General features: G+C 59.4%; 19 protein-coding genes. All 19 read right to left on the bottom strand.

Going from position 1 to position 21,756, the window contains the following annotated elements:
* Positions 1–37: 37 nt before the first annotated feature.
* A complete protein-coding gene (gene trmB, locus BTN45_RS00195; RefSeq protein ID WP_112766093.1) occupies positions 38–736 on the bottom strand; it encodes a tRNA (guanosine(46)-N7)-methyltransferase TrmB in 699 nt (232 codons plus the stop codon).
* 170 nt (positions 737–906) lie between these two features.
* Positions 907–2,169, bottom strand: coding sequence for a methionine adenosyltransferase (gene metK, locus BTN45_RS00190; protein ID WP_004439623.1), 1,263 nt, complete (start codon positions 2,167–2,169; stop codon positions 907–909).
* A 191-nt stretch (positions 2,170–2,360) separates the two neighbouring features.
* A complete protein-coding gene (locus BTN45_RS00185; protein ID WP_004439621.1) occupies positions 2,361–2,780 on the bottom strand; it encodes a helix-turn-helix domain-containing protein in 420 nt (139 codons plus the stop codon).
* Between the two features lie 132 nt (positions 2,781–2,912).
* Positions 2,913–4,502, bottom strand: coding sequence for an apolipoprotein N-acyltransferase (gene lnt / locus BTN45_RS00180; RefSeq protein WP_207588477.1), 1,590 nt, complete (start codon positions 4,500–4,502; stop codon positions 2,913–2,915).
* A gap of 204 nt (positions 4,503–4,706) precedes the next feature.
* The gene (locus BTN45_RS00175; RefSeq protein ID WP_004439615.1) at positions 4,707–5,846 is read right to left on the bottom strand and encodes a hemolysin family protein; all 1,140 of its coding nucleotides are present in this window, start codon (positions 5,844–5,846) and stop codon (positions 4,707–4,709) included.
* 15 nt (positions 5,847–5,861) lie between these two features.
* Entirely contained in the window at positions 5,862–6,368 is a 507-nt protein-coding gene (gene ybeY / locus BTN45_RS00170; protein WP_207588475.1) for an rRNA maturation RNase YbeY, read from the bottom strand.
* Positions 6,369–6,378: 10 nt separating this feature from the next.
* Positions 6,379–7,434, bottom strand: a complete 1,056-nt coding sequence (locus tag BTN45_RS00165; protein WP_207588464.1) for a PhoH family protein — start codon at positions 7,432–7,434, stop codon at positions 6,379–6,381.
* A gap of 40 nt (positions 7,435–7,474) precedes the next feature.
* Positions 7,475–8,914 carry a tRNA (N6-isopentenyl adenosine(37)-C2)-methylthiotransferase MiaB gene (gene miaB / locus BTN45_RS00160; RefSeq protein ID WP_022555517.1) on the bottom strand — a complete coding sequence of 480 codons (1,440 nt, stop codon included), beginning with the start codon at positions 8,912–8,914 and terminating at the stop codon, positions 7,475–7,477.
* Positions 8,915–8,976: 62 nt separating this feature from the next.
* The gene (locus BTN45_RS00155; RefSeq protein ID WP_045532949.1) at positions 8,977–9,774 is read right to left on the bottom strand and encodes a 1-acyl-sn-glycerol-3-phosphate acyltransferase; all 798 of its coding nucleotides are present in this window, start codon (positions 9,772–9,774) and stop codon (positions 8,977–8,979) included.
* Between the two features lie 30 nt (positions 9,775–9,804).
* A complete protein-coding gene (locus BTN45_RS00150) occupies positions 9,805–10,233 on the bottom strand; it encodes a Fur family transcriptional regulator (protein WP_004439602.1) in 429 nt (142 codons plus the stop codon).
* Between the two features lie 64 nt (positions 10,234–10,297).
* A complete protein-coding gene (locus BTN45_RS00145; protein ID WP_006698905.1) occupies positions 10,298–10,792 on the bottom strand; it encodes an N-acetyltransferase in 495 nt (164 codons plus the stop codon).
* Positions 10,793–10,835: 43 nt separating this feature from the next.
* A complete protein-coding gene (tsaB, locus tag BTN45_RS00140; RefSeq protein WP_207588462.1) occupies positions 10,836–11,504 on the bottom strand; it encodes a tRNA (adenosine(37)-N6)-threonylcarbamoyltransferase complex dimerization subunit type 1 TsaB in 669 nt (222 codons plus the stop codon).
* A 17-nt stretch (positions 11,505–11,521) separates the two neighbouring features.
* Positions 11,522–12,085: a NifU family protein gene (locus BTN45_RS00135; RefSeq protein ID WP_207588450.1), complete on the bottom strand. Its 564-nt coding sequence runs from the start codon at positions 12,083–12,085 to the stop codon at positions 11,522–11,524.
* 144 nt (positions 12,086–12,229) lie between these two features.
* Positions 12,230–12,721, bottom strand: a complete 492-nt coding sequence (locus BTN45_RS00130; RefSeq protein WP_003503758.1) for a universal stress protein — start codon at positions 12,719–12,721, stop codon at positions 12,230–12,232.
* Between the two features lie 113 nt (positions 12,722–12,834).
* On the bottom strand, positions 12,835–13,899 hold the full coding sequence (trpS, locus tag BTN45_RS00125; RefSeq protein WP_004439588.1) for a tryptophan--tRNA ligase: 1,065 nt from the start codon (positions 13,897–13,899) through the stop codon (positions 12,835–12,837).
* 103 nt (positions 13,900–14,002) lie between these two features.
* Positions 14,003–14,407 carry a VOC family protein gene (locus BTN45_RS00120; RefSeq protein ID WP_045532956.1) on the bottom strand — a complete coding sequence of 135 codons (405 nt, stop codon included), beginning with the start codon at positions 14,405–14,407 and terminating at the stop codon, positions 14,003–14,005.
* Positions 14,407–15,996 carry a murein biosynthesis integral membrane protein MurJ gene (gene murJ / locus BTN45_RS00115; protein WP_045532958.1) on the bottom strand — a complete coding sequence of 530 codons (1,590 nt, stop codon included), beginning with the start codon at positions 15,994–15,996 and terminating at the stop codon, positions 14,407–14,409. Before murJ ends, BTN45_RS00120 begins: the two co-directional genes overlap by 1 nt.
* A gap of 7 nt (positions 15,997–16,003) precedes the next feature.
* Positions 16,004–18,832 (bottom strand): [protein-PII] uridylyltransferase, encoded by a 2,829-nt coding sequence (locus BTN45_RS00110; RefSeq protein WP_207588448.1) that lies wholly within the window; start codon positions 18,830–18,832, stop codon positions 16,004–16,006.
* Between the two features lie 96 nt (positions 18,833–18,928).
* Positions 18,929–21,643, bottom strand: coding sequence for a DNA mismatch repair protein MutS (mutS, locus tag BTN45_RS00105; protein ID WP_207588445.1), 2,715 nt, complete (start codon positions 21,641–21,643; stop codon positions 18,929–18,931).
* Positions 21,644–21,756: the final 113 nt, after the last annotated feature.

Below are 21,756 nucleotides of genomic sequence, written 5' to 3'. Positions count from 1 at the left end.
AGACGTGAAACCGCTGCGCACTTTTACTGGAAATGCTTTAGCGACGGATGAAGGTGAGATAGGCCGAGCTGCGGCCTTCTCTTTTCGCCTTGTTCTCGTAACGCGTGCCCGGCCAGTTGGCATAGGGCGTGCGCCAGTCATCAGCGCTTGTCGCCGTCCATTCAAAGCCGCCATGCCGGGCGCAATGCTGCAGCGTCCAGTTGACGTAAGTGTCGATGTCAGACGCAAAGCAGAACTTGCCGCCGGGTTTCAACACACGATGGAAACGGGCGAGATTGACGTCTGACACGAAACGCCGCTTCCAGTGCTTCTTTTTCGGCCATGGATCGGGATAAAGCAGATCGATGTGATCGATCGATGCCTCAGGCAGCCAGTCGAGCAGCTGCGTCGCATCATCGTCGTAAAGGCGGATATTCATCAGTTCACGTTCGCGAACCGTGGCGAGCAGCTTGGCCATGGAATTGACGAAGGGCTCGACACCGATGAAACCCGTCTCGGGATTTTCGACCGCGCGGTGGGCGAGATGTTCGCCACCGCCGAAACCGATCTCAAGACGGATCGATCGCACATCTGCCGGAAAGAGCGCGGCGAGATTTTGCGGTGGCACGCTTTCCAGATCGATTTTCAGCAAAGGCAGCAGATTTTCGATCGTATCGACCTGCTGATTGCGCAGGGGCTTGCCCTTGCGCCTGCCAAAAAACGCTTCCGTCGCGCGCGAACGCCGTTCTTCCGTCATCTCATACTCTCAAGACCAAATAGACTTAACCCGCACAGCACCCCGTGAGGCACTGTGCGGGTTACAAAACTCGGTGACGGTATCTCTCAATCGCCGCCAAATAACAAGCGCGATATCCAGTTGACGCATTTTCCGGACGTAAAACCGCTACGCACTTTTACTGGAAATGCTTAAGCGCTCAAAGCTTCCTTGAGCGGCTTCACCAGATCGAGCTTCTCCCAGGAGAAGGAGCCGTCGCGGCCAGCCTTGCGGCCGAAGTGGCCGTAGGAAGACGTCTTGGCGTAGATCGGCTTGTTGAGATCGAGATGACGGCGAATGCCCGATGGCGAAAGGTCCATGACCTTGCGGATCGCGGCCTCGACCTGATCTTCGCTGACCTTGCCGGTGCCATGCAGATCGACATAGATCGACAGCGGCTGCGCAATGCCGATTGCATAGGAAATCTGAATGGTGCAGCGCTCGGCGAGGCCGGCAGCCACGACGTTCTTCGCAAGGTAGCGGGCGGCATAGGCGGCGGAACGGTCGACCTTGGTCGTGTCCTTGCCCGAGAATGCGCCACCACCGTGCGGGGCAGCACCGCCATAGGTGTCAACGATGATCTTGCGGCCGGTCAGGCCGGCATCACCATCGGGACCGCCGATGACGAACTTGCCGGTCGGGTTGATATACCACTGGCAATCGTCGGCGATCTTCAGGTCGCCAAGCGCTTCGCGGATATAGGGTTCGACAACAGCACGAACCTTCTTCGAATCCCAGCTTGCATCGAGATGCTGCGTGGACAGCACGATGGAGACGGCTTCGGAAGCCTTGCCGTCGACGTAACGAACCGTCACCTGGCTCTTGGCGTCGGGGCCGAGCTTGGCCGCCTCGCCTTCGCCGCTTTTACGGGCGGTGGCGAGCAGCTGCAGGATACGGTGGGAATAATAGATCGGCGCCGGCATGAGGTCAGGCGTTTCCTTGCAGGCGTAACCGAACATGATGCCCTGGTCGCCGGCACCCTCGTCGCCCTGCTTGTCGGAAGCGTTGTCCACACCCTGCGCGATATCAGCCGACTGCGGATGCAGGAGAACGTCGATCTTGGCGGTCTTCCAGTGGAAACCATCCTGCTCGTAGCCAATATCGCGGATAGCCTTGCGGGCGGCGGATTTGAACTTCGAGGGATTGATAACCGGATGGCCGGCTGCGTCCTTGAGGACCTTGCCGTCCTTGTCCTTCTTCAGCAGCGTATCGGGAACCCGAACCTCACCCGCAATCACGACGCGGTTGGTCGTTGCAAGCGTTTCGCAGGCGATGCGCACGGTCCACGGGTCCACGCCCGTCTTGGCCGCTTCACGGTAAATGAGATCCACGATTTCATCGGAAATACGATCACAAACCTTGTCCGGATGACCCTCGGCCACGGACTCGCTGGTGAACAGATAATTGGCACGCATGCGGGATTCCCCTCAAAGAACGGTCTTCGAGTTTGTTAGTCATTTCGGCCGCGAAAAACAAGGACACAACCACATAAATATATCTTTATGTGAGAATTCCTTTCTAATCTGGCACAAAAAAACGGTCCCTGCGGACCGTTGAGTGCCCGGCATCCCGTGCCGGAAATTTTCTGCGCTGCAGGGGCCAGGCCCTACTCGGCATCGCCCTCGGCGGCGAGCGCCTTGACGAGATCGACCAGACGGCGACGGACCTTCGGGTCGGCGATCTTCACGAAGGCGCGGTTCAACTGCAAACCTTCCGCCGAAGACAGGAAGTCGACGACGTAATTGGAGCTCGAGGCTTCCGCCATGCCGGATGTACCGCCAGCCTGATCGCCGGGTGCATCTTCGAAAAAAAAGGAAACCGGTACATTGAGGATCGCCGAGATATTCTGCAGGCGGCTGGCGCCAACACGGTTCGTGCCCTTTTCGTACTTCTGAATTTGCTGAAAGGTAATTCCGAGACTTTCACCCAGTTTTTCCTGGCTCATGCCGAGCATGGTTCTGCGAAGACGAATTCGGCTTCCGACATGAATGTCGATGGGGTTAGGCTTTTTCTTATTTTCGGTCATCATGCGGTCCTGACACTCGGATGGGTTGATATCTCGCTTCATTACTATTCGAAGAAATGAGCCGGTATTTCGACAGCAGCTAAACTTGTTTTACGACTGACGTATTCACTATGCAATTGCAGGAGTTCCCGGTCAATTCTGGCGCCGGGCAAAACTCCAGGCAGGAAATACCGCAGCGATCATCATCACGGAAAAAATCAACCAGAAATACGTCCGATGTGTGTCGTAAGTAAATGCGTCGTTTGACCCACCACTCAAAGTGGCGTCAACAATGCCCACCCGACCGTAATCCAATCCGGCAATAATGCGGCCATAAGGGTCTATAACCGCCGAGATACCCGTATTGGCACCGCGAATCACCGGCACACCCGTCTCAATCGCCCGCACTCTGGCCTGAAGAAAGTGCTGATACGGCCCAGGCGTATCACCAAACCAGCCGTCATTCGTCACATTGAGGATCGCCGCCGAGCCAGCGAGAGCCGGCGTCATCTCACCGGGAAAAATGATCTCGTAACAGATCAGCGGATAAAAGGTCTTTCCGGATGGAAGCGTCAGGGGCGTGCGCGAAGAGGCTGCTGAAAAGCCCCCGGGCAGGGCGATGACATTATCAATGCCAAACTCCCGCAGGATACCCTCGAAGGGAACATATTCTCCAAAGGGGGTCAGATGGACCTTGTCCGTCGCGCCGATGATTTCTCCCTGACTGTCGATGGCGTAGACCGAGTTATAATAACGCGGCGGCCTGCCAGCACCCGCATCTTCCATCCTGACGGCTCCGGTGAAGAGCACCTGCCCGTCTTGCAGCGTCTTTGCGATCTCGGCCAGCGCGTCAGGATTTTGCGTCAGGATGAACGGCACCGAGGTTTCGGGCCAGACAATGATGTCGGGGCGCTTTTTGCCTTCGCCAGGAGGCAGGGCTGTCAGCCGCAGATGCTCGCCGAAAATCTCGGCGCGGTCATCATTCAGCATCTTGCGAGACTGATCGATGGACGGTTGGACAATTCTGACTGTCACCGCATCTGCCGGTGTCTCCGCGGGTGTCTGGAGGCGGTAGAAGCCATAACCCACATGGCTGGCCAACAGCAGCGCCGCCAGGGAAAGGCCGGGCCACATGCCTTTTCTCGTGGCGATGAGCGCGGGGGAGGCGAAGGTGAAAACGGCAAGCGTGGTCACACCAAAAAGACCGATCAGATGCGCCGACTGCATCATGACCGGGATCGGCATGATGCCGTAACCTATGGCGTTCCACGGAAAGCCCGTCGCCAGGAAACTGCGCAGCCATTCCGTAAATCCGAATGCGGCGGCAAGGGCGGCGATCCGGCCTAGACCGTTCGACCACACAAGATTGGCCGCAGCAACCGCGAAACCGTAAAACAGCGCCAGAAAGGCCGGAAGCCCAAGGATGGCAAGCGGCAGCGCCCAGGCAAATTCATCCGCTTCAAGCAGAAGCGCGTTGCCCAGCCACCACAGGCCAGCCACGAAATAACCGAGACCGAAACACCAGCCTATACCAAAAGCGGGAAGGATGCGGCTGAAGAGGCCGCCGCCCGGCTTGCCGGTGCAGCCATCCACCAGCCAGACCAACAGGGTGAAAGACAGGAAAAGCGCTGCGAAGAAACCGAATGGAGGCAGGGCGAGCGCTCCGACCGCGCCTGCAGCAATCGCCATCACTGCGCGGCTCATGCCGCCGGCCAGCATCACCCTGCCTGCAAGACGCTCCATGCCATCTCCGTATCATGCGCATCCGGAAACCCGCTCCAGGCAAGCCATTCCGCGAAATTTCCCTTTCTTTCGACGTAAAGGAAAAAAGATTCGCCGTCCACATCAGGCAGGGCAGATGGAGCGGGATCTCATACCCGGGTAGTCGAACCCGCAGAATCCGGAAGATCAAACGGCGGGATCGACGGGGGCTACCCGTCTATCCTTTCAGTCCACGTTCTGCTGATGGGCGATCAACCGCGTCTCCGGCGGCGGCAATGCAATCACCTCACCGGCATCGCCGGGGGCGCGGTCGTCTTCTCCTTCGGAGCCGTGATCGCGTACGATACGGACACCCTTGATACGCCTCGTATCCGCATCGAGGATCTGAAACTCGAAACCGGGCACGGCGCGAACGACCTCGCCCTTGGCGGGAATACGGCCCAGCGCGAAGAAGATGAGTCCACCGAGCGTATCGATTTCTTCCAGATGTTCGCGCACGTCGAATTCCGGACCGATAGCCTCGGCAAGTTCGGTGAGTTCCGCGCGGGCATCCGCCACGAGCACATCGGCAGAAAGACGCGAGAACATCGCCTCGTCCTTGTCGTGCTCGTCGTCGATGTCCCCAACCACCATCTCGACGATGTCTTCATGGCTGACAAGACCGTCGGTACCGCCATATTCATCGATCACCACGGCGAGCTGGGTTCTCTGGGCCTGCATGGTCTTCAGAAGATCGGAGGCCAACATGGACGGCGGCGCGAAAAGAATCTTGCGCACCAGCCCGGCGTCGGCAACCGTCTTTTCCAGATCGACCCGCGCCAGATCGAAATTCGGCCGCGGCGACCGCGGCGCCTTCACTTCACCGTAAGCGACGCCACGCGATCCCACCCGGCGCTTGTTGCGAGCCTGTTTGGCAACATAGGCAAGCAGATCGCGGATATGGATCATCCCCTTGGGGTCGTCCAGCGTCTCTTCATAAACCGGCATGCGGGAACGTCCGGTTTCCTCAAACAGGATCAGCGCGTCACCGATCGTCATATTCTGATCGAGACCGTCAATATCCACCCGAGGGATCATGATATCTTCGACCCTGATCTCACGGAAACGGAGGATGTTGTGTAGCATCGCCCGTTCTTCGGGCGTAAAAGCGGCGCCTATTTCAGTGTCGTCCATCAGCGCATCGGTCAGATCCTCGCGCAGGCGCTCACCCTGAGACGGTTTCAGCAACCGCGCGATGCGCGACCAGATGGTCGATCTCGGTTTGGCATTGTAGTCCTGACGTAAGTGACTACTGCCCTCCTCCGAAGAGGACTGCTCGCCGTTTTCTCTGCCCTCATTGGCAGGTCGTGCAGAATGTTCGTTCATGGCTCCAGACAATATTTAAAGCGGTTCTTGACCCGCATAGGGATCAGATAGGCCAAGCACCGCCAAAATGCGAGTCTCAAGCGACTCCATTTCTTCCGCTTCTTCCTCGTCCATGTGGTCATAACCAAACAAATGCAGGAACCCATGAACGAGAAGATGGGTCAGATGATCCTCGAAACTCTTCTCAAGTTCAAGGGCCTCTCGCTCTACCGTTTCTCTCGCGACGACGATATCGCCCAGCATAGGGCCGGGCATTCCGCCCGGCTCCAGCGGAAAAGCAGGGAAAGACAAGACGTTGGTCGCCTTGTCCTTGTCACGCCACTCGGCATTGATTTCCCGGATATTTTCATCGTCGGTGAAGACCAGCGAGAGCTCGACCGGCATTTTCGGGAAGGGTTGATCCTCTTCCCGCTTCAGAAAATCGACCGCCGCATCCATCACCTTTGACGCAAAGGCAGACAGGTCCTCTTCCGAGGACCAGCCTTCGGCCTCGACGCTGATTTGAATATCCAGAGCTGTCATTATCTTTTCGTCAGTCGCCCTTCAGCAGGCTCTCATCCGGCACAGCCGTATGGGATTCATAGGCCCGGACAATGCGCGCCACCATCGGGTGACGGACAACGTCCACATCCTTGAACCGCACAACGGACACGCCTTCCACATCCGTGAGGATCTGCAGGGCTTCCACGAGGCCAGACTTCACGCCGCGCGGCAAGTCCACCTGGCTTGGGTCGCCGGTCACAATCATGCGACCGTTTTCGCCAAGGCGCGTCAGGAACATCTTCATCTGCATGGTGGTAGTATTCTGAGCTTCGTCCAGAATGACGGCGGCATTGGCAAGCGTGCGGCCGCGCATGAAAGCCAGAGGTGCAATTTCGATGACGCCCGCCTGAATGGCGCGCTCCACCTTGTCGCCGGGCATCATGTCATACAGCGCGTCATAAAGCGGGCGGAGATACGGATCGACCTTTTCCTTCATGTCGCCGGGCAGGAAGCCCAGACGCTCACCCGCTTCAACGGCGGGACGCGAAAGGATGATGCGATCGACCGCGCCACGCTCCAGAAGCTGCGCGGCATGCGCCACGGCCAGATAGGTCTTGCCCGTGCCGGCGGGGCCAACACCAAAAACGAGCTCGGATTGTTCCAAGGCACGCATATAGACGTCCTGCGTGGGCGTCCGCGCCGAAATGGTTTTCTTGCGCGTTGAAATCTGCGCCATGGAAATCTTCGCCTTGCGCTCCATGGTCGGCAGCGTCAGCTGGTCGTCCGCTGCAACGGCCATGCGGATCGCCCCCTCGACGTCAGAAAGCTCGACGGCGCCACCCTTCAGCAAACGCCCGTAAAGGAAATCAAGCGCGCGGCGGGCCTGATTGGTGGAGACCACATCGCCGGTGATGGCGACTGAATTTCCACGGGGACGAGCGTCGATATTGAGGCGCTGCTCCAGAAGCTTCAGGTTCTGATCGAACTGACCGAATAGCTCTCCTGCTATCCTGTTATTCTCGAACGTGAGGACGAAGTGATTGGCGTCGGTCGCGGCTTGGCGTGGCTGGCGCGATGAATTTGATACCAATTCGTGTGCGTTCAAGCGGTCAGGCTCCTGTCCCAATCAGTGTCGGCTCCCCACTCTAACTCTCTGCCACCTCGGCAAACAAGCTGTTTGGACCCGTTGCGGTGATTCGTACATTAACAATGTCACCGATTTTCAAAGTCTTTGCATCAAGATTCACGGATTGCAGCCACGGAGAACGACCTATCAACTGCTCAGTCATGCGGCCGGGCTTTTCCAGCAGCACATCCATGGTCTTTCCGACCAGCGATTCGGCAAATTCCTTCTGTTGCCGCAGCAAGAGAGCCTGCAATCTTTCCAGCCGCTCGGCCTTCACGTCTTCCGCAACCTGGTCCGTGAGGTCGGCCCCCGGCGTGCCGGGACGGGTGGAGTATTTGAACGAGAAGGCCTGCGCGTACTTCACCGTTTCGACCATCGCCATCGTATCTTCGAAATCGCGATCCGTCTCGCCGGGGAAACCGACAATAAAGTCTCCAGACATGGCAATATCAGGGCGGGCGGCGCGGATTTTTTCAATAAGCTGGATATATTCCTCGCCCGTATGGCGACGGTTCATCGCTTTCAGAATTCGGTCCGAACCGGACTGAACCGGCAGATGCAGATAAGGCATCAGGATGCGCAGGTCGCGATGGGCGCCGATCAGGCGATCGTCCATGTCGCGCGGATGGCTGGTAGTGTAGCGAAGCCTCGCAAGGCCCGGAATTTCCGCCAGCCGGTAAAGCAGTTCGGCAAGGCCCCATTTTTCGCCCTTCGGGCCTTCGCCCTGCCAGGCGTTGACGTTCTGGCCGAGCAGCGTGATCTCACGCACGCCGGCATCGACAAGCTTCATCGCCTCATCAACAATCTGGCGCACGGGACGGGAAACCTCCGAACCGCGCGTATAGGGGACGACACAGAAGGTACAGAACTTGTCGCAACCTTCCTGCACGGTCAAAAAAGCCGTAACACCACGCGTTCGCAGCGTGGATTTCTCGGCAACCGGCAGGTGTTCGAACTTGTCCTCCACCGCGTATTCGGTCTCGATGACGCGCTCGCCTCCACGTACCCGTTTCAGTGCTTCCGGCAGGCGGTGATAGGTCTGCGGGCCGATGACGACATCCACGGCGGGCGCCCGGCGAAGGATTTCCTCGCCTTCCGCCTGCGCCACGCAGCCGGCAACGCCGATCATGAATTCCCGACCCTGCTCTTCGCGCGACTTTTTCATGTCCCGCAGGCGGCCAAGCGCGGAGTAGACCTTTTCCGCCGCCTTTTCGCGAATGTGACAGGTATTCAGCAGAACCAGGTCTGCCTCGCCCATATCCTCCGTCTGGACATAACCGTCCTTCGCCAGCGCATCGCTCATGCGGACGGAATCGTAGACGTTCATCTGACAGCCATAAGTCTTGATGAAGACCTTTCTGCTGTTTGCCCCATCGCGCGCGATGGATGCGGGCTGGCTGTTCGAACCCTCGCGGGCGATCATGGGTGGGGCGTCAAGGCCAAGCGTTTCCTGGGTCATGGCGGCTATCTAGTGTTTTTCACGGCCAGATTAAACAGAAAAATGCCGGAAAAGCTACGATCTCACGAATTCCGCCAGCCGCCGCGCAGGCTGAAGGCCAGCATTGAGCGGATGGAGGCGGCGATATCGGTCGCCAGTCGCTTGCGGTTGTCGGTGCTGTGGAACGGGACGCTGTCACCAAATGTCACGTCGACATCGATGGCGCCCGCTTTGATGATGCCGAGCAGGTGCGGCACGAGCGTGATGCTGCCCGGCCAGGCGGCTATGACGCGATGGTAGCGCCCCATCGCCATGCCATGCAGCCGCGTATAGGCGATGGCGACCGGCTGGACATAAACAAGCTTGCCCGGCACCTGTTCCGCGGCGGTGGACGCCGCACCGAAGAGCGAGGATTTCACGGCCAGCATGCGGTTTCCGTCCGAGGTTGTTCCTTCGGGAAAGAGGACAACGATCTCGCCATCGGCCATGCGGCTGGCGATCTCGCTCACCTGCATGCCGGTGCTGCGTTTCTGCTCGCGTTGAACGAAGATGCTTTTCTGCAGCCGCGCGAGCCAGCCGAAAACCGGCCAGTCGCGCACCTCTGTCTTGGCGATGAACACCACGTCGGCAATGCTGCCCAAAACGAGGATGTCTTTCCATGAGGCGTGATTGACCGCGAGCATTAACGGCTTTGCCCGCTCCACTTCCCCGTGGACATGCACGCGTATGCCGAGAACATGGCAGGCGATACGATGCCAGACGCGGGGAATGCGGCGGCGGAGCCGCCAGTCGAAGGCAAGGCCCAGCAGTTGAAGCGGCAGCAAAACAAGCGTGACGATCAGGAGTACGACCGCAATATAGGCTGTCCGCAGCCACATCATGATGAGAACGCCCGCTTGTTCACCGGCGTCTCAGTGTTCGCCAGGCTTCAATGGCACGCCGTAAAGTTCCAGCCGGTGATCCACGAGCCTGAAGCCGTGTTCGCGGGCGATCTTCTCCTGCAGAGCTTCGATCTCGGCCGAGTGAAATTCAATGACGACGCCATTCTTCAGGTCGATCAGGTGATCGTGATGCTCTTCAGGCACGGTCTCGTAGCGTGAACGGCCGTCGCGAAAATCGTGACGCTCGATGATGCCGGCATCCTCGAACAGCTTCACCGTTCTATAGACGGTGGAAATCGAGATGCGCGGGTCCACGGCGGAGGAACGGCGGTAAAGCTCCTCGACATCGGGATGGTCGGCCGATTCCTGAAGGACGCGGGCGATGACACGGCGTTGGTCGGTCATCCGCATACCGCGTTCGGCACAAAGCTCCTCCAGCGTTTTCGAAAGGTCTGTCACGTCTTATGGCCTTTTGAGAATTCCGGTTTGCGGCTTTCGCCGAAAAAATGCCTGTCGCAGGGAACTAGCGAAGATCGCGGCGCATGACAAGCGCCGTCGACTTCGTTCCATCCTTGGCGGTATAATAGGCCTTGCGTTCCGCGACGGTTTTGAACCCGAGCTTCCTGTAAAGACCCAGAGCGGACGCGTTGTTATTATCAACTTCAAGGAACATGGTTTCTGCGCCGCGCATCATCGCCTCGCGGATGGCCGACTGCATCAAACGCCAGCCGAGACCCGCGCGTGCGAACTTGTCGGCAACGGCCACGGTCAGGATTTCAGCTTCGCCCGCCACTTCCCTCGCCAGCACGAATCCACCGAGCGGCTTGCTGAAAAAGGCGTTTGTCTGCCGGGCAACGGCACCGAAAACCGATCCCTGCGTCAACAGTCCCGAAAACTCCCCGTCGTTCCACGGGCGCGGGAAGCGCAGCGCATGCAATTCCGCAACCGCGGCGCAATCCTCATGCTGCATCGGCACAATCTCGAAATAGGGCTTCCAGCTTAGATATTCGTCAAACATAACAGGAATCGGGAATCAGAAACATGCACTCATGCATGCCGTATCAGGCAACGTCCTGACGTGCCAGCGCAAAACCGGTTTGTGGCCGGGCATCCGGCCCACGCAGATAAAGCGGTGCCGGTTTCGGCTGCCCTTCCGGCTTGCGCGCGCCAGCACGGGCAACGGAGGCAATCGGAAAGTGGTCCGGCCCGGACCCGCTTTCCTCTCCTGCAAACAACGGCGCGGCGGAGCCGATGACGGAACCATTAAAACCGGAAAGAACACTCTTGGCGTCATCCAGAGACAGAAGCGCCGCCTCGTTGAGTGGTGATCCGTCCATGCCGAATGTCTGGAGATAGGTTTCGCCACGTTTGGCATCCAGACCGACCGCCACTGGCCGGTCGGGGTTTTCCAGCAGATGATGCAGGGCAAGCGTTTCAAGCGTGGTGATGCCGACGGCCTCGACGCCGAGCGACAGGGCAAAACCACGCGCCGCGGCGACACCGACCCGGATGCCCGTGAAGGACCCGGGACCGATGGTCACGGCAATACGCCCGACATTCCGCAGCGACAGTTGCGCCTGCTCCAGAGCCCCATCGATCACGGCCATCAGCCTTTCGGCATGGCCCTTGCCAATTGTTTCGCAGACTTCTCCCAGCACCCTGTCTGAGCTGCTGTCATAGATACAGGCGGAACAATCCACACCTGCGGTGTCGAGTGCGAGAACAATCATGATCTGGCTTTACAGCATTATACCGCTTCGACTTCGCGCACTTCCGGCACGAAATGGCGAAGCAGCTTCTGAACACCATGCTTCAGCGTGGCGGTGGAGGATGGGCAGCCCGAGCACGCGCCCTTCATGTTCAGGAACACCGTGCCGTCGCGGAAGCCGCGGAAGGTGATGTCGCCGCCGTCCTGCGCCACGGCGGGACGGACGCGGGTTTCCAGCAGTTCCTTGATGGTGGCGACGATGGTTTCATCACCCTCTTCGAAGAACTCGCCTTCCTCATCCGATACTTCGGCCGCAATGGCAGTGCCCATGATCGGGCGTCCGGACATGAAGTGTTCCATGATCGCGCCCAGAATGGCGGGCTTCAGGTGCTGCCATTCCGCGCCGTCCTTGGTGACGGTGATGAAATCGAAACCGAAATAAACGCCGGTCACACCCGGTATCATGAAGAGGCGCTCTGCCAGCGGCGAAGCCTGGGCCTGCGACGGGTTGAGGAACTCCACCGTTCCGCTTTCGAGCACGACCTTGCCCGGCAAGAACTTCAGCGTTGTCGGGTTCGGCGTGGCTTCCGTCTGAATGAACATCGTCTGTCTCCTTCGAGGTCGCCGTTCACGCCCCGCAATTTAGAATTCTTCCAAAAAATACGCCCGGCGAAGCTACACTTCAAGCCCTGACATGATAATTACATTCAAGAAATCGTCAGACCCTGAATCTCGCCCGAAACCGGATCAGCAGAGAGCGTCGATTTCCTCATCGGACAAAGTATCCGGCAACACGGTGACGGGGATCGGGAAGGCTGCCCCTCGCCCGGCGATGGAGGAAACGAGCGGTCCCGGACCTTCCTTCGTCGATCCCGCCGCCAGAACGAGAATGGCGATATCGCGGTCTTCCTCGATCAGCCCGTGGATCTGCTCGGTGGCGCTGCCTTCGCGGATCACCGCTTCCGGCTCGATGCCGATCGTCTCGCGCACCTTCTGGGCGATCTTGGCAAGCGTGGCTTCCGCCTCCTCGCGCGCCTCGGCCCGCATGATCTGCTCGACGCCAAGCCACTGCTGGAAATCGCCTTCCGGGATCATGTAAAGCAGCACCAGCCCGCCATTGGAGTTCTTGGCGCGACGACCGGCATAGTGCACGGCCCTCTCGCATTCCGGCGTGTCATCGATAACTGCAAGAAACTTGCGACGATGCCCTTCCAGACGCGACAGCCGTTTTGAAACCATTCTGCACTCCCTAGGTCCGCCGTAATCCGTAAACCGCCCGACGGTTCGGGCGGAGATTATATCAAATCACGACAGGCGCAAACCGCCCGACGCATTCGAGCAGCAGCGACCTGTCAGCGCAGGAAGCCGATGATGTCGCGCACCTCGTTCATGGTCTTTTCGGCAATGGCGCCCGCCCGTTCGCCGCCCTGCTTGAGGATGGCGTCGATATGGGTCGGGTCATCGAGAAGGCGGCGCATCTCATTGTTGACGGGGGCCAGCACATTCACCGCGAGCTCGACCAGGGCCGGCTTGAAAGCCGAGAACTGTTGTCCGCCAAATTCGGAAAGAACGTCGGCCTTCGTCTTGTCGGAAAGCGCGGCATAGATGCCAACGAGGTTGTCGGCCTCGGGGCGACCTTTGAGGCCTTCCACTTCGCTCGGCAGCGCATCAGGATCGGTCTTTGCCTTCTTGATCTTCTTCGAGATGGCATCGACATCATCCATCAGGTTGATGCGCGACAGATCGGACGGGTCGGACTTCGACATCTTCTTGGTGCCGTCCTTCAACGACATCACGCGCGGGGCCGGACCGCCGATCAACGGCTCCACCATCGGGAAATAGGCGTGTACCGGCTCATCGCCGACCGTTATATCGAGCCCGAGGCCCGCCTTGCGGATATGGTCGCTGAAATCGATGTTGAATTTCTGGGCGATGTCGCGGGCGAGTTCCAGATGCTGTTTCTGGTCGTCACCAACAGGAACATGGGTGGCACGATAAACGAGAATGTCGGCAGCCATCAGGCTCGGATACGCAAGGAGGCCGAGCGACACCTGTTCGGCATTCTTGCCGGACTTGTCCTTGAACTGCGTCATGCGCTCCATCCAGCCGATGCGCGCCACGCAGTTGAACACCCAGGCCAGTTCCGCATGCTGCGGCACGGCCGACTGGTTGAAGACGATATGCTTCACCGGATCAATGCCCGAGGCGATGAAGGCGGCCGCGATAGAGCGGGTCTGCGCCTTCAGGTCCGAGTGAACGAGCTGGGCGGTGATGGCGTGCATGTCGACGACGCAATAGATGCAATCATTATCTTCCTGCAGCGCCACGAATTTGCGGATCGCGCCGAGATAATTGCCGAGATGCAGATTGCCGGTCGGCTGGACGCCCGAGAAAACCAGCGGCTTGAATGCGTTCATTGTCGTCCTCGAAAAGGCTTGTGGAGGGCCCCGCCCCGTGATTGGAATTGCACGCGCGCTTATGCACCCGCAGCCCCTCGCAATCAAGCGCTTTCAGGGCCTGTCAGCCGCGCGGCTCCAGAAGATCCCAACGATTCCCATAGGGATCGACAAAGACCGCAACGGAACCGTAAACCTCATGGCGAGGCTGTTCCACAAAGCGCACGCCGCGGGCAAGCATCGTCTCATAATCGCGATGGAAATTGTCGGTATGCAGGAAAAATCCGACACGGCCGCCGGTCTGGTTGCCGATGGCAAGGCGCTGCTCTTCACCATCGGCCTCGGCGAGCAGAAGGGCGCCACCGTCAGCGCCCCGCGGCTTGACCACCAGCCACCTCTTGCCGTCGTCCAGTGGCTGATCGGAGAGGCACTCGAAGCCGAGAACATCGCAATAAAACGCTTTCGCCCGATCGTAATTATCAACCACGAGGGTAACGAGGGCGATGCGGCGGTTTTCAGCAAAGGACATCAGCCAGCCTCCGTCTCGACGTTCTTTTTTCCGCGCTTGCGGACGGCCCGCTTCACCATGCCGATGTCGGCACCTCCAGACACGAAAGCCAGGACGAAATAAACCAGCATGGCGGCAAAGACGAGGCCCATGATCGTGCCGGCCCGCACGAAAATGGACGAGGCGGAAGACAGCTCGAAGGTCAGCCACGTCAGCGCATAATGCACAAATACGGCCATCAGTGCCGCGGCCAGGAGCAGGCGCGGGATACGGGTGAGTAGCGGAATATCCAGGTGCCAGTGACCGCGCCACAAAAGCATGCCGAACAGCAGGGCGGCATTCACCCAGCCGGCGGTGATTTCGGCAATGGCGATGCCGGGACCGCCGAGGCGCGGGAAGAGCGTCAGTGCCAGCGAGACATTCACGACAACCGAAATCGCCGCGAAAATCATTGGCGTGCGGGTATCCTCGCGCGCGAAGAAGCCCGGAATAAAGGCCTTGATGAGCACGAAAGCCGGCAGGCCCAGACCGTAGATGCCAAGAATTTGCGCAACGGTGAAGGTGGCCGAGGGCGAGAAATTGCCGCGCTCGTAAAGGAAACGAACGATGGGTTCGGCCATGACGAGAAGTGCCGCGGCAGCGGGCAGGGTTAGGAACAGCACGAACTCGACCGAGCGGTTCTGCAGGCTTCCGGCCTCCACCATATGGCCGCCGCGCAGCGCCCGCGCCAGTTCCGGCAGGAGCACCGTGGCAACAGCAATGCCGACGACGCCGAGCGGCAGTTGATAGATTCGGTCCGCATAGGCAAGCGAGGATATGACGCCTTCGCCGCCGGAAGCGATGTTGGTGTTGATAAGCAGATTGATCTGGGTAATGCCGCCGGTGATGGCTGCCGGCAGGGCAAGGACCAGAAGACGCTGCACGTTCTTGGTCAGCCGTGGTCTGCGTAAACCAATGCGCATTCCGGCATTGCGCACCGCAATCCAGACGATGGCGAGCTGCACAAGACCTGCCGCCATCACGCCCCATGAGAGCGCGTAACCGACCTGAAGCGGATCGTAATTTTTCCACCATGCCAGCGCGAGCACGCCGATGAGAATGATGTTGAGGAAAACGGGAGCAATCGCAGCCGCAAAATAACGGTGCAGAGAGTTCAGCATGCCGCCCATCATCGCCGCCAGCGACATGCAGGCGAGATAGGGGAACATGATGGTGGCAAGGTGGATGGTGTTTTCGAACTTCACCGGGTCATCGACGAAACCGGGAGCAATCACCGTGCGCACGATGAAAGGCATCGACAGTTCCATCAGGATCGTCAAGGCCAGCAGCACCGTGAACAGGACGCCGAAGACCTCTTCCGAAAAGCGCCTTGCGCCTTCCATGCCATTCGCTTCGATTTCCTTGGCGAAAAGCGGCACGAAGGCAGAGTTGAATGCACCCTCGGCGAAAAGCCGCCGGAAGGTATTGGGAAAGCGGAAAGCGGCATTGAAAGCATCCGCCACCGGCCCGGTGCCGACGGCGGCTGCCATCAGCGTTTCACGCAGGAAGCCGAAGATGCGGCTGCCGAGCGTGGCTGTGCCGACTGTGGCGAACTTGCCGATGAGACTCATGGGACTTTCAAGCCTTTGCCGTGCGCGCGGCCGGCAGCGCCGCCACGTCTGGATGGGCGATGATGCCGTTTGGCATGCGGTCGCGCAATTCGTCTTCCTGCTCGCTCATGACCGCCTTCAAACGTTGCGCGATGCTGGCCTGCCGGTTGTCGTTCGTCACCTTCTGACCGAAGAGGTCAGTGACGTAGAAGGTATCGATGACTTTTTCACCAAATGTCGTGATGCGGGCGGAGTGAATGTCGAGTGACAGGTCGGCGATGACAGCCGTCATGTCAGCCAGAAGCCCCGGCCGGTCGAGGCACTCGACCTCGATGACGGTGAACTTGTTGGACAAGCCATTCGAGATCGTCACCGAAGGCGGAATGGTGAAGGCGCTCTTTTTCTTCCGGCTCTTGGTGCGGGTGGCGATCATTTCCGGCAGGCGCTGCTTGCCGGAGAGAACTTCCTCGATCAGTTTGCCGACATTGTTGCCACGCCGCGTCTCGTCCTCGTCGATCGGAAATTCGCGGTTGATGAGGATCGTATCGAGCGCCCGCCCGTCTGAGGTGGTGAAAATCTGCGCATCGGCAATGTTGGCGCCGGCCGCGGCGCAGGCGCCGGTTATGATCGAAAGCAGGCGCGGATGGTCGGGCGCCAGAACGGTGATTTCCGTGATGGCGTGGAAGGAATGGGTGCGCACCATGGTCGAGAGCGCCTTTTCCTGCTTGTCCGCCTCGCGGATGAAGCGGGTGTGTCGCACCTGATCTTCCAGCGCCACCGTCAGGAGATAAGGCTCGTAATGCAGCTTGGTGTATTTGCGCCGCGCCTTCTGGCCCCAGTCATCAAGGGCGTCGTAGAGCGCCTGCCGGGCAATCTGTGCGCGCTCCTTGCGCGAAACTTCCGAGAAACCGCCGGAGAGAAGCAGTTCCGTCTCATAATAGAGCGAACGTAGCAGCTGTCCCTTCCAGCCATTCCACACACCCGGACCGACAGCCCTGATATCGCAGACGGTCAGGATGAGCAGCATCTTCAGCCGCTCCATGGATTGCACCTTGTCAGCAAAATCGGTGATGGTCTTGCGGTCGTGCAGGTCGCGCGTCTGGGCAACCATGGACATCAGAAGATGCTGCTCGATAAGCCAAACGACGGTTTCGGTCTGCTTGCCGGTGAGACGGAAGCGCTGGCAGAGCTTGCGGGCGACGCGGGCACCGGCGATCGAATGATCTTCCTGCCGGCCCTTGGCGACATCGTGCAGTAGTACCGCCACATAAAGCGCCTCGCGTTCCTCGACGCCGGGCATCAACTGATTGGCGAGCGGATGGGCATCGACAGCCGTTCCCTTATCCACTTCCGACAGCACGCCGACCGAACGAATGAGATGCTCGTCCACCGTGTAATGATGATACATGTTGAACTGCATCATCGCGACGATCTTGCCGAATTCGGGGATGAATTTGCCGAGCACGCCGGCCTCGTTCATGCGCCGTAATGTCAGCGCCGGATCACGGCGCGAGGTCAGGATCGACAGGAAAAGCCGGTTTGCTTCCTCGTTTTCCCGAAGCTCGTCATTGATGAGCGAAAGCGAACGGGTGACCACGCGCAAGGCATCGGGGTGCAGTTCGAGATTGTTGATATCGGCGATATGGAAGAGCCGGATGAGATTGACCGGGTCGTTCTTGAAGACGTCGGGTTTCGCGAGCGCGATGCGCCCCCGGTCCTCGACGAATTCCACGGAACCCGGAATCTTGCGAACGCGGTGGGCGAAGCGGCTGAGCACGCCGGAAAGGCCCGGCACGTCCTTCGCCTGCCTGTCTTCCAGCCCGGCGCAGACGATGCGGGTCAGATCGCCGACATCCTTCGCCACGAGGAAATAGTGCTTCATGAAGCGCTCGACGGCGGAAAGGCCGGGGCGCGGCTGATAGTTCAGCGCATCGGCAATTTCGCGCTGAATATCGAAGGAAAGGCGTTCTTCCGCCTTGCCGGTGATGAAATGCATCTGGCAACGGACGGCCCAGAGAAAATCATCGGCCTTTTCGAACAGTTTCAGTTCTGACCGCGACAAAACGCCGAGCTTCACCAGATCGGCCGTGTCGCGAACGTGATAATAATATTTGGCAATCCAGAACAGCGTGTGCAGGTCACGCAAGCCGCCCTTGCCTTCCTTGACGTTCGGCTCCACCAGATAACGCGTATCGCCGGCCTTGCGGTGGCGCTGGTCACGCTCGGCGAGCTTGGCGGCAATGAATTCCGGGCCTGTGCCGGTGACGACTTCTGACTCGAAGCGTTTTTCGAGATCGTCGGTCAGGGACTTCTTGCCGCAGATCGCCCGCACTTCCAAAATAGCGGTGCGGATCGTCATGTCGGATTTGGAAAGCCGAATGCATTCATCCACGGTGCGGGTGGCGTGGCCGACCTTGAAGCCGAGATCCCAGAGGAGATAGAGCACGAACTCCACGGCCTTGTGCATGTCAGGCGTGTTCTTGGTGGGAAGCAGGAACAGGAGGTCGATATCCGATCCTGGCGCCAGCGTGCCGCGTCCATAACCGCCAACCGCGGCGACAGCGATCTGCGGCGCATCTTTCGGATAGACGTATTGGCAGGAGAGATCATAGAGCGTTTCGATCAGCCGATCCTGCAGCCAGGAGATGCGGCGGGCGCAATCAATACCGCTGCCATCGGCTTTGAGCAGTTCCCTGGCCTTTTCCCGTCCTTCCGTACTGGCCTTGCGGAAGATCGGCAGTAAATCGGACTTGATATCGGCTATGCGTTTGCCGTCTTCCCTGAAGATGACGTCGCAGTCTCGCTTCAGCGCCGATAAATCGAGAATGTCGGAAAAATCCAGGTCCTTGATGGCCATCTATGCCGTTATCCATGTCCTGTGGGAAACCCCACCGCTTGCGATGGGAGTGTCCTATAAAGAGTTTCAGAGGCTATGGACAGGCACTCTATGCCTTCAAGCCTTGCCAAGTTCTTTCTTCAACGCATAGAGCGCGTCCAATGCCTCACGCGGTGTCATTTCGTCCGGATTGAAGCTTTTCAGGGCTTCCTCCACCTTTGATGGTCCTGCCTTGCGCGTTTCCTCGCGGCGAACCGCGATCTGGAACAGCGGGAGATCATCAATCAGCTGGCTTGCCGGGTTCTTGCGGTCGGCATCCTCCAGTTTCGTAAGTACCTCGCGGGCCCGCTCCACAACCGATGCCGGTAAGCCCGCAAGCCGCGCCACCTGAATGCCATAAGAACGGTCCGCAGCGCCCGGTCCGACTTCATGCAGGAAGATGACGTCACCTTCCCATTCCTTCACCCGCATCGTGGCATTGGAAAGGCGGCCGAGTTTTTCCGACAGCACGGTCAACTCATGGAAATGTGTGGCGAAGAGGCCGCGGCAGCGATTGACCTCATGCAGGTGTTCCACCGCCGCCCAGGCGATGGAAAGCCCGTCGAAGGTTGCCGTGCCACGACCGATCTCATCCAGAATGACCAGCGATCGATCCGTCGCCTGGTTGAGAATGGCGGCGGTTTCCACCATCTCCACCATGAAGGTCGAGCGGCCACGCGCCAGATCGTCAGAGGCGCCGACGCGGGAAAACAGCCGGTCAACGACACCGATATGGGCGGCCTCCGCCGGAACGAAGGAGCCGATCTGCGCGAGAATGGCGATCAGCGCATTCTGGCGCAGGAAGGTCGATTTACCGCCCATGTTGGGGCCGGTCAGCAGCCAGATTGCACCGTTCTTGCCACCATCGACTGCCGATAGATCGCAATTATTGGCAATGAACGGTCCGGCGGACTGCCGCCGCAGCGCCTGTTCCACAACCGGGTGACGCCCGCCTGTGATCGCAAAGGTCATGGAGGCATCAACGATTGGGCGGCAATAGGCCTGTTCGGTCGCGAGATAAGCAAGGCTTGAGGCGACATCGATCACCGCAAGCGCCAGCGCACCCGCCTTGATCGCCTCCGCCTGCTGCACCACGGCCTCGACCATGCGCTCGAAGGCTTCCAGCTCCATGGTCAGAGCCTCAGCCGCGGCATTGGCGATGCGGCTTTCGAGATCGGCAAGTTCGGTGGTGGTGAAGCGCATGGCGCCGGCCATGGTCTGGCGGTGAATGAAGCGCGCCTTCGCCTCATCCGTCGCCATCATGACATCGGCATTGCCCGCCGTTACCTCGATGAAATAACCAAGCACGTTGTTATGCTTGATCTTGAGCGACTTGATGCCGGTCTCCTCGGCATATTGCAGTTGCAGCCCGGCGATCACCCGGCGCGACTGGTCACGCAACGCGCGCACCTGATCGAGTTCGGGATTGGCGCCCTCACGCAGGAAGCCGCCATCGCGCTTCAGAAGCGGCAGATCGTCGGCCAGCATCGAGCCGAGCATCGCTTCCAGCCCGCTCGGCAAGGCTTTCAGATCCGCAAGGGCTGAGGCAAGCTCCTCCGGCAACAGCCCCTGATCGAGAATGGCGGCAATTCTCTCGGCCGACGCCAAGCCCTGCCGGATCGCGCCGAGATCGCGCGGGCCGCCGCGCTCCAGCGCAAGGCGGGAAAGCGCGCGCGGCATATCGGCCACCTGCTTCAGCGCATCGCGCAGACCGTCGCAGAGGGAGACATCGTCAATCAGATAAGCAACCGCGTCGAGACGGGCATTGATCCTCTCCGGATCGGTCAAGGGTGACATCAGCCGCTCGGCGAGAAGCCGCGCACCGCCGCCGGTGACCGTGCGGTTCAGCGCATGCAGCAACGAGCCGTCCCTCTCACCCGAGAGCGTCTTCACCAGCTCCAGATTGGCACGGGTCGCGGGATCGATGAAGAGCGTGGAGGCAGCGCTTTCGCGTTCCGGCGCGCCGAGCGGCGGGCGCTCGGCGATCTGCGTTTTTTCGACATAGGCAACGGCGGCAGCGGCAGCGGCCATTTCCACGCGCGAAAACGTGCCGAAACCATCGAGCGTCGAGACGTTGAAGTAACGCGCGATCCGCCCTTCAGCCGTAGCGCTGTCGAACAGAATGGCCGGCTGCGGCACCGCCACGCGGCCCAGCATATCGAACACCGGCCGCAATTCCTCGTCGTGGAATAGGCTGTCGGCAACGATCAGCTCGCGCGGGTCGATACGCCAGATATCGGCAAGAAGCCGCGTCAGCGTCGTTTCCGCCAGACGGAAGACACCGGTGGAAATATCAATCCAGGCAAGCGCGAACTGTGCCTCCGCACTGCCGCGAATACGAGCAAGCGCCATCAGATAGTTGGATTCCGTTGGCGAAAGCAGTTTTTCTTCGGTGAGCGTGCCAGGCGTGACAAGCCGCACCACATCGCGTTTTACCACGGATTTCGATCCGCGCTTCTTCGCCTCGGCCGGGTCTTCAACCTGCTCGCAGACGGCAACGCGATAGCCGCGCATGATGAGCTTCTGGAGATAATCATCCGCAGCATGGACGGGAACGCCGCACATGGGAATATCGTGACCCATGTGTTGGCCACGTTTCGTCAGCGTGATACCGAGAGCGCGGGAAGCTTCCACCGCATCGTCAAAGAACAATTCGTAAAAATCGCCCATGCGGTAGAACAGCAGCGAACCGGGATTGTTCGCCTTGATTTCGATATATTGCTCCATCATCGGAGTGGCCGTCGCACGGCTCTCTTCCGAGATCAGGGAAGCGGTTGTCAGAACGTCCGTCAATGGCCTGCCGATGTCATATCGTGTTGCGGAAAAGGAGCGCTGACACTAACGGGAATGGCTACCCCAAGACAACACGCACGGCACCGCTGCCCACAGGAACATCCCCTCCGGCT

The organism is Rhizobium sp. ZX09 (genome assembly GCF_017357485.1).
Taxonomy (GTDB): domain Bacteria; phylum Pseudomonadota; class Alphaproteobacteria; order Rhizobiales; family Rhizobiaceae; genus Agrobacterium; species Agrobacterium pusense.
Note: the sequence above shows the minus strand (reverse complement) of the source record. Positions and strands in the feature narration are given on the sequence as shown.

Bases quoted from the DNA above. Each gene is read 5' to 3' on its own strand.
- trmB (WP_112766093.1), bottom strand. From the start codon at position 736: ATGACGGAAGAACGGCGTTCGCGCGCGACGGAAGCGTTTTTTGGCAGG.
- metK (WP_004439623.1), bottom strand. From the start codon at position 2,169: ATGCGTGCCAATTATCTGTTCACCAGCGAGTCCGTGGCCGAGGGTCAT.
- BTN45_RS00185 (WP_004439621.1), bottom strand. From the start codon at position 2,780: ATGACCGAAAATAAGAAAAAGCCTAACCCCATCGACATTCATGTCGGA.
- lnt (WP_207588477.1), bottom strand. From the start codon at position 4,502: ATGGAGCGTCTTGCAGGCAGGGTGATGCTGGCCGGCGGCATGAGCCGC.
- BTN45_RS00175 (WP_004439615.1), bottom strand. From the start codon at position 5,846: ATGAACGAACATTCTGCACGACCTGCCAATGAGGGCAGAGAAAACGGC.
- ybeY (WP_207588475.1), bottom strand. From the start codon at position 6,368: ATGACAGCTCTGGATATTCAAATCAGCGTCGAGGCCGAAGGCTGGTCC.
- miaB (WP_022555517.1), bottom strand. From the start codon at position 8,914: ATGACCCAGGAAACGCTTGGCCTTGACGCCCCACCCATGATCGCCCGC.
- BTN45_RS00155 (WP_045532949.1), bottom strand. From the start codon at position 9,774: ATGATGTGGCTGCGGACAGCCTATATTGCGGTCGTACTCCTGATCGTC.
- BTN45_RS00145 (WP_006698905.1), bottom strand. From the start codon at position 10,792: ATGTTTGACGAATATCTAAGCTGGAAGCCCTATTTCGAGATTGTGCCG.
- tsaB (WP_207588462.1), bottom strand. From the start codon at position 11,504: ATGATTGTTCTCGCACTCGACACCGCAGGTGTGGATTGTTCCGCCTGT.
- BTN45_RS00135 (WP_207588450.1), bottom strand. From the start codon at position 12,085: ATGTTCATTCAGACGGAAGCCACGCCGAACCCGACAACGCTGAAGTTC.
- BTN45_RS00130 (WP_003503758.1), bottom strand. From the start codon at position 12,721: ATGGTTTCAAAACGGCTGTCGCGTCTGGAAGGGCATCGTCGCAAGTTT.
- trpS (WP_004439588.1), bottom strand. From the start codon at position 13,899: ATGAACGCATTCAAGCCGCTGGTTTTCTCGGGCGTCCAGCCGACCGGC.
- BTN45_RS00120 (WP_045532956.1), bottom strand. From the start codon at position 14,407: ATGTCCTTTGCTGAAAACCGCCGCATCGCCCTCGTTACCCTCGTGGTT.
- murJ (WP_045532958.1), bottom strand. From the start codon at position 15,996: ATGAGTCTCATCGGCAAGTTCGCCACAGTCGGCACAGCCACGCTCGGC.
- BTN45_RS00110 (WP_207588448.1), bottom strand. From the start codon at position 18,832: ATGGCCATCAAGGACCTGGATTTTTCCGACATTCTCGATTTATCGGCG.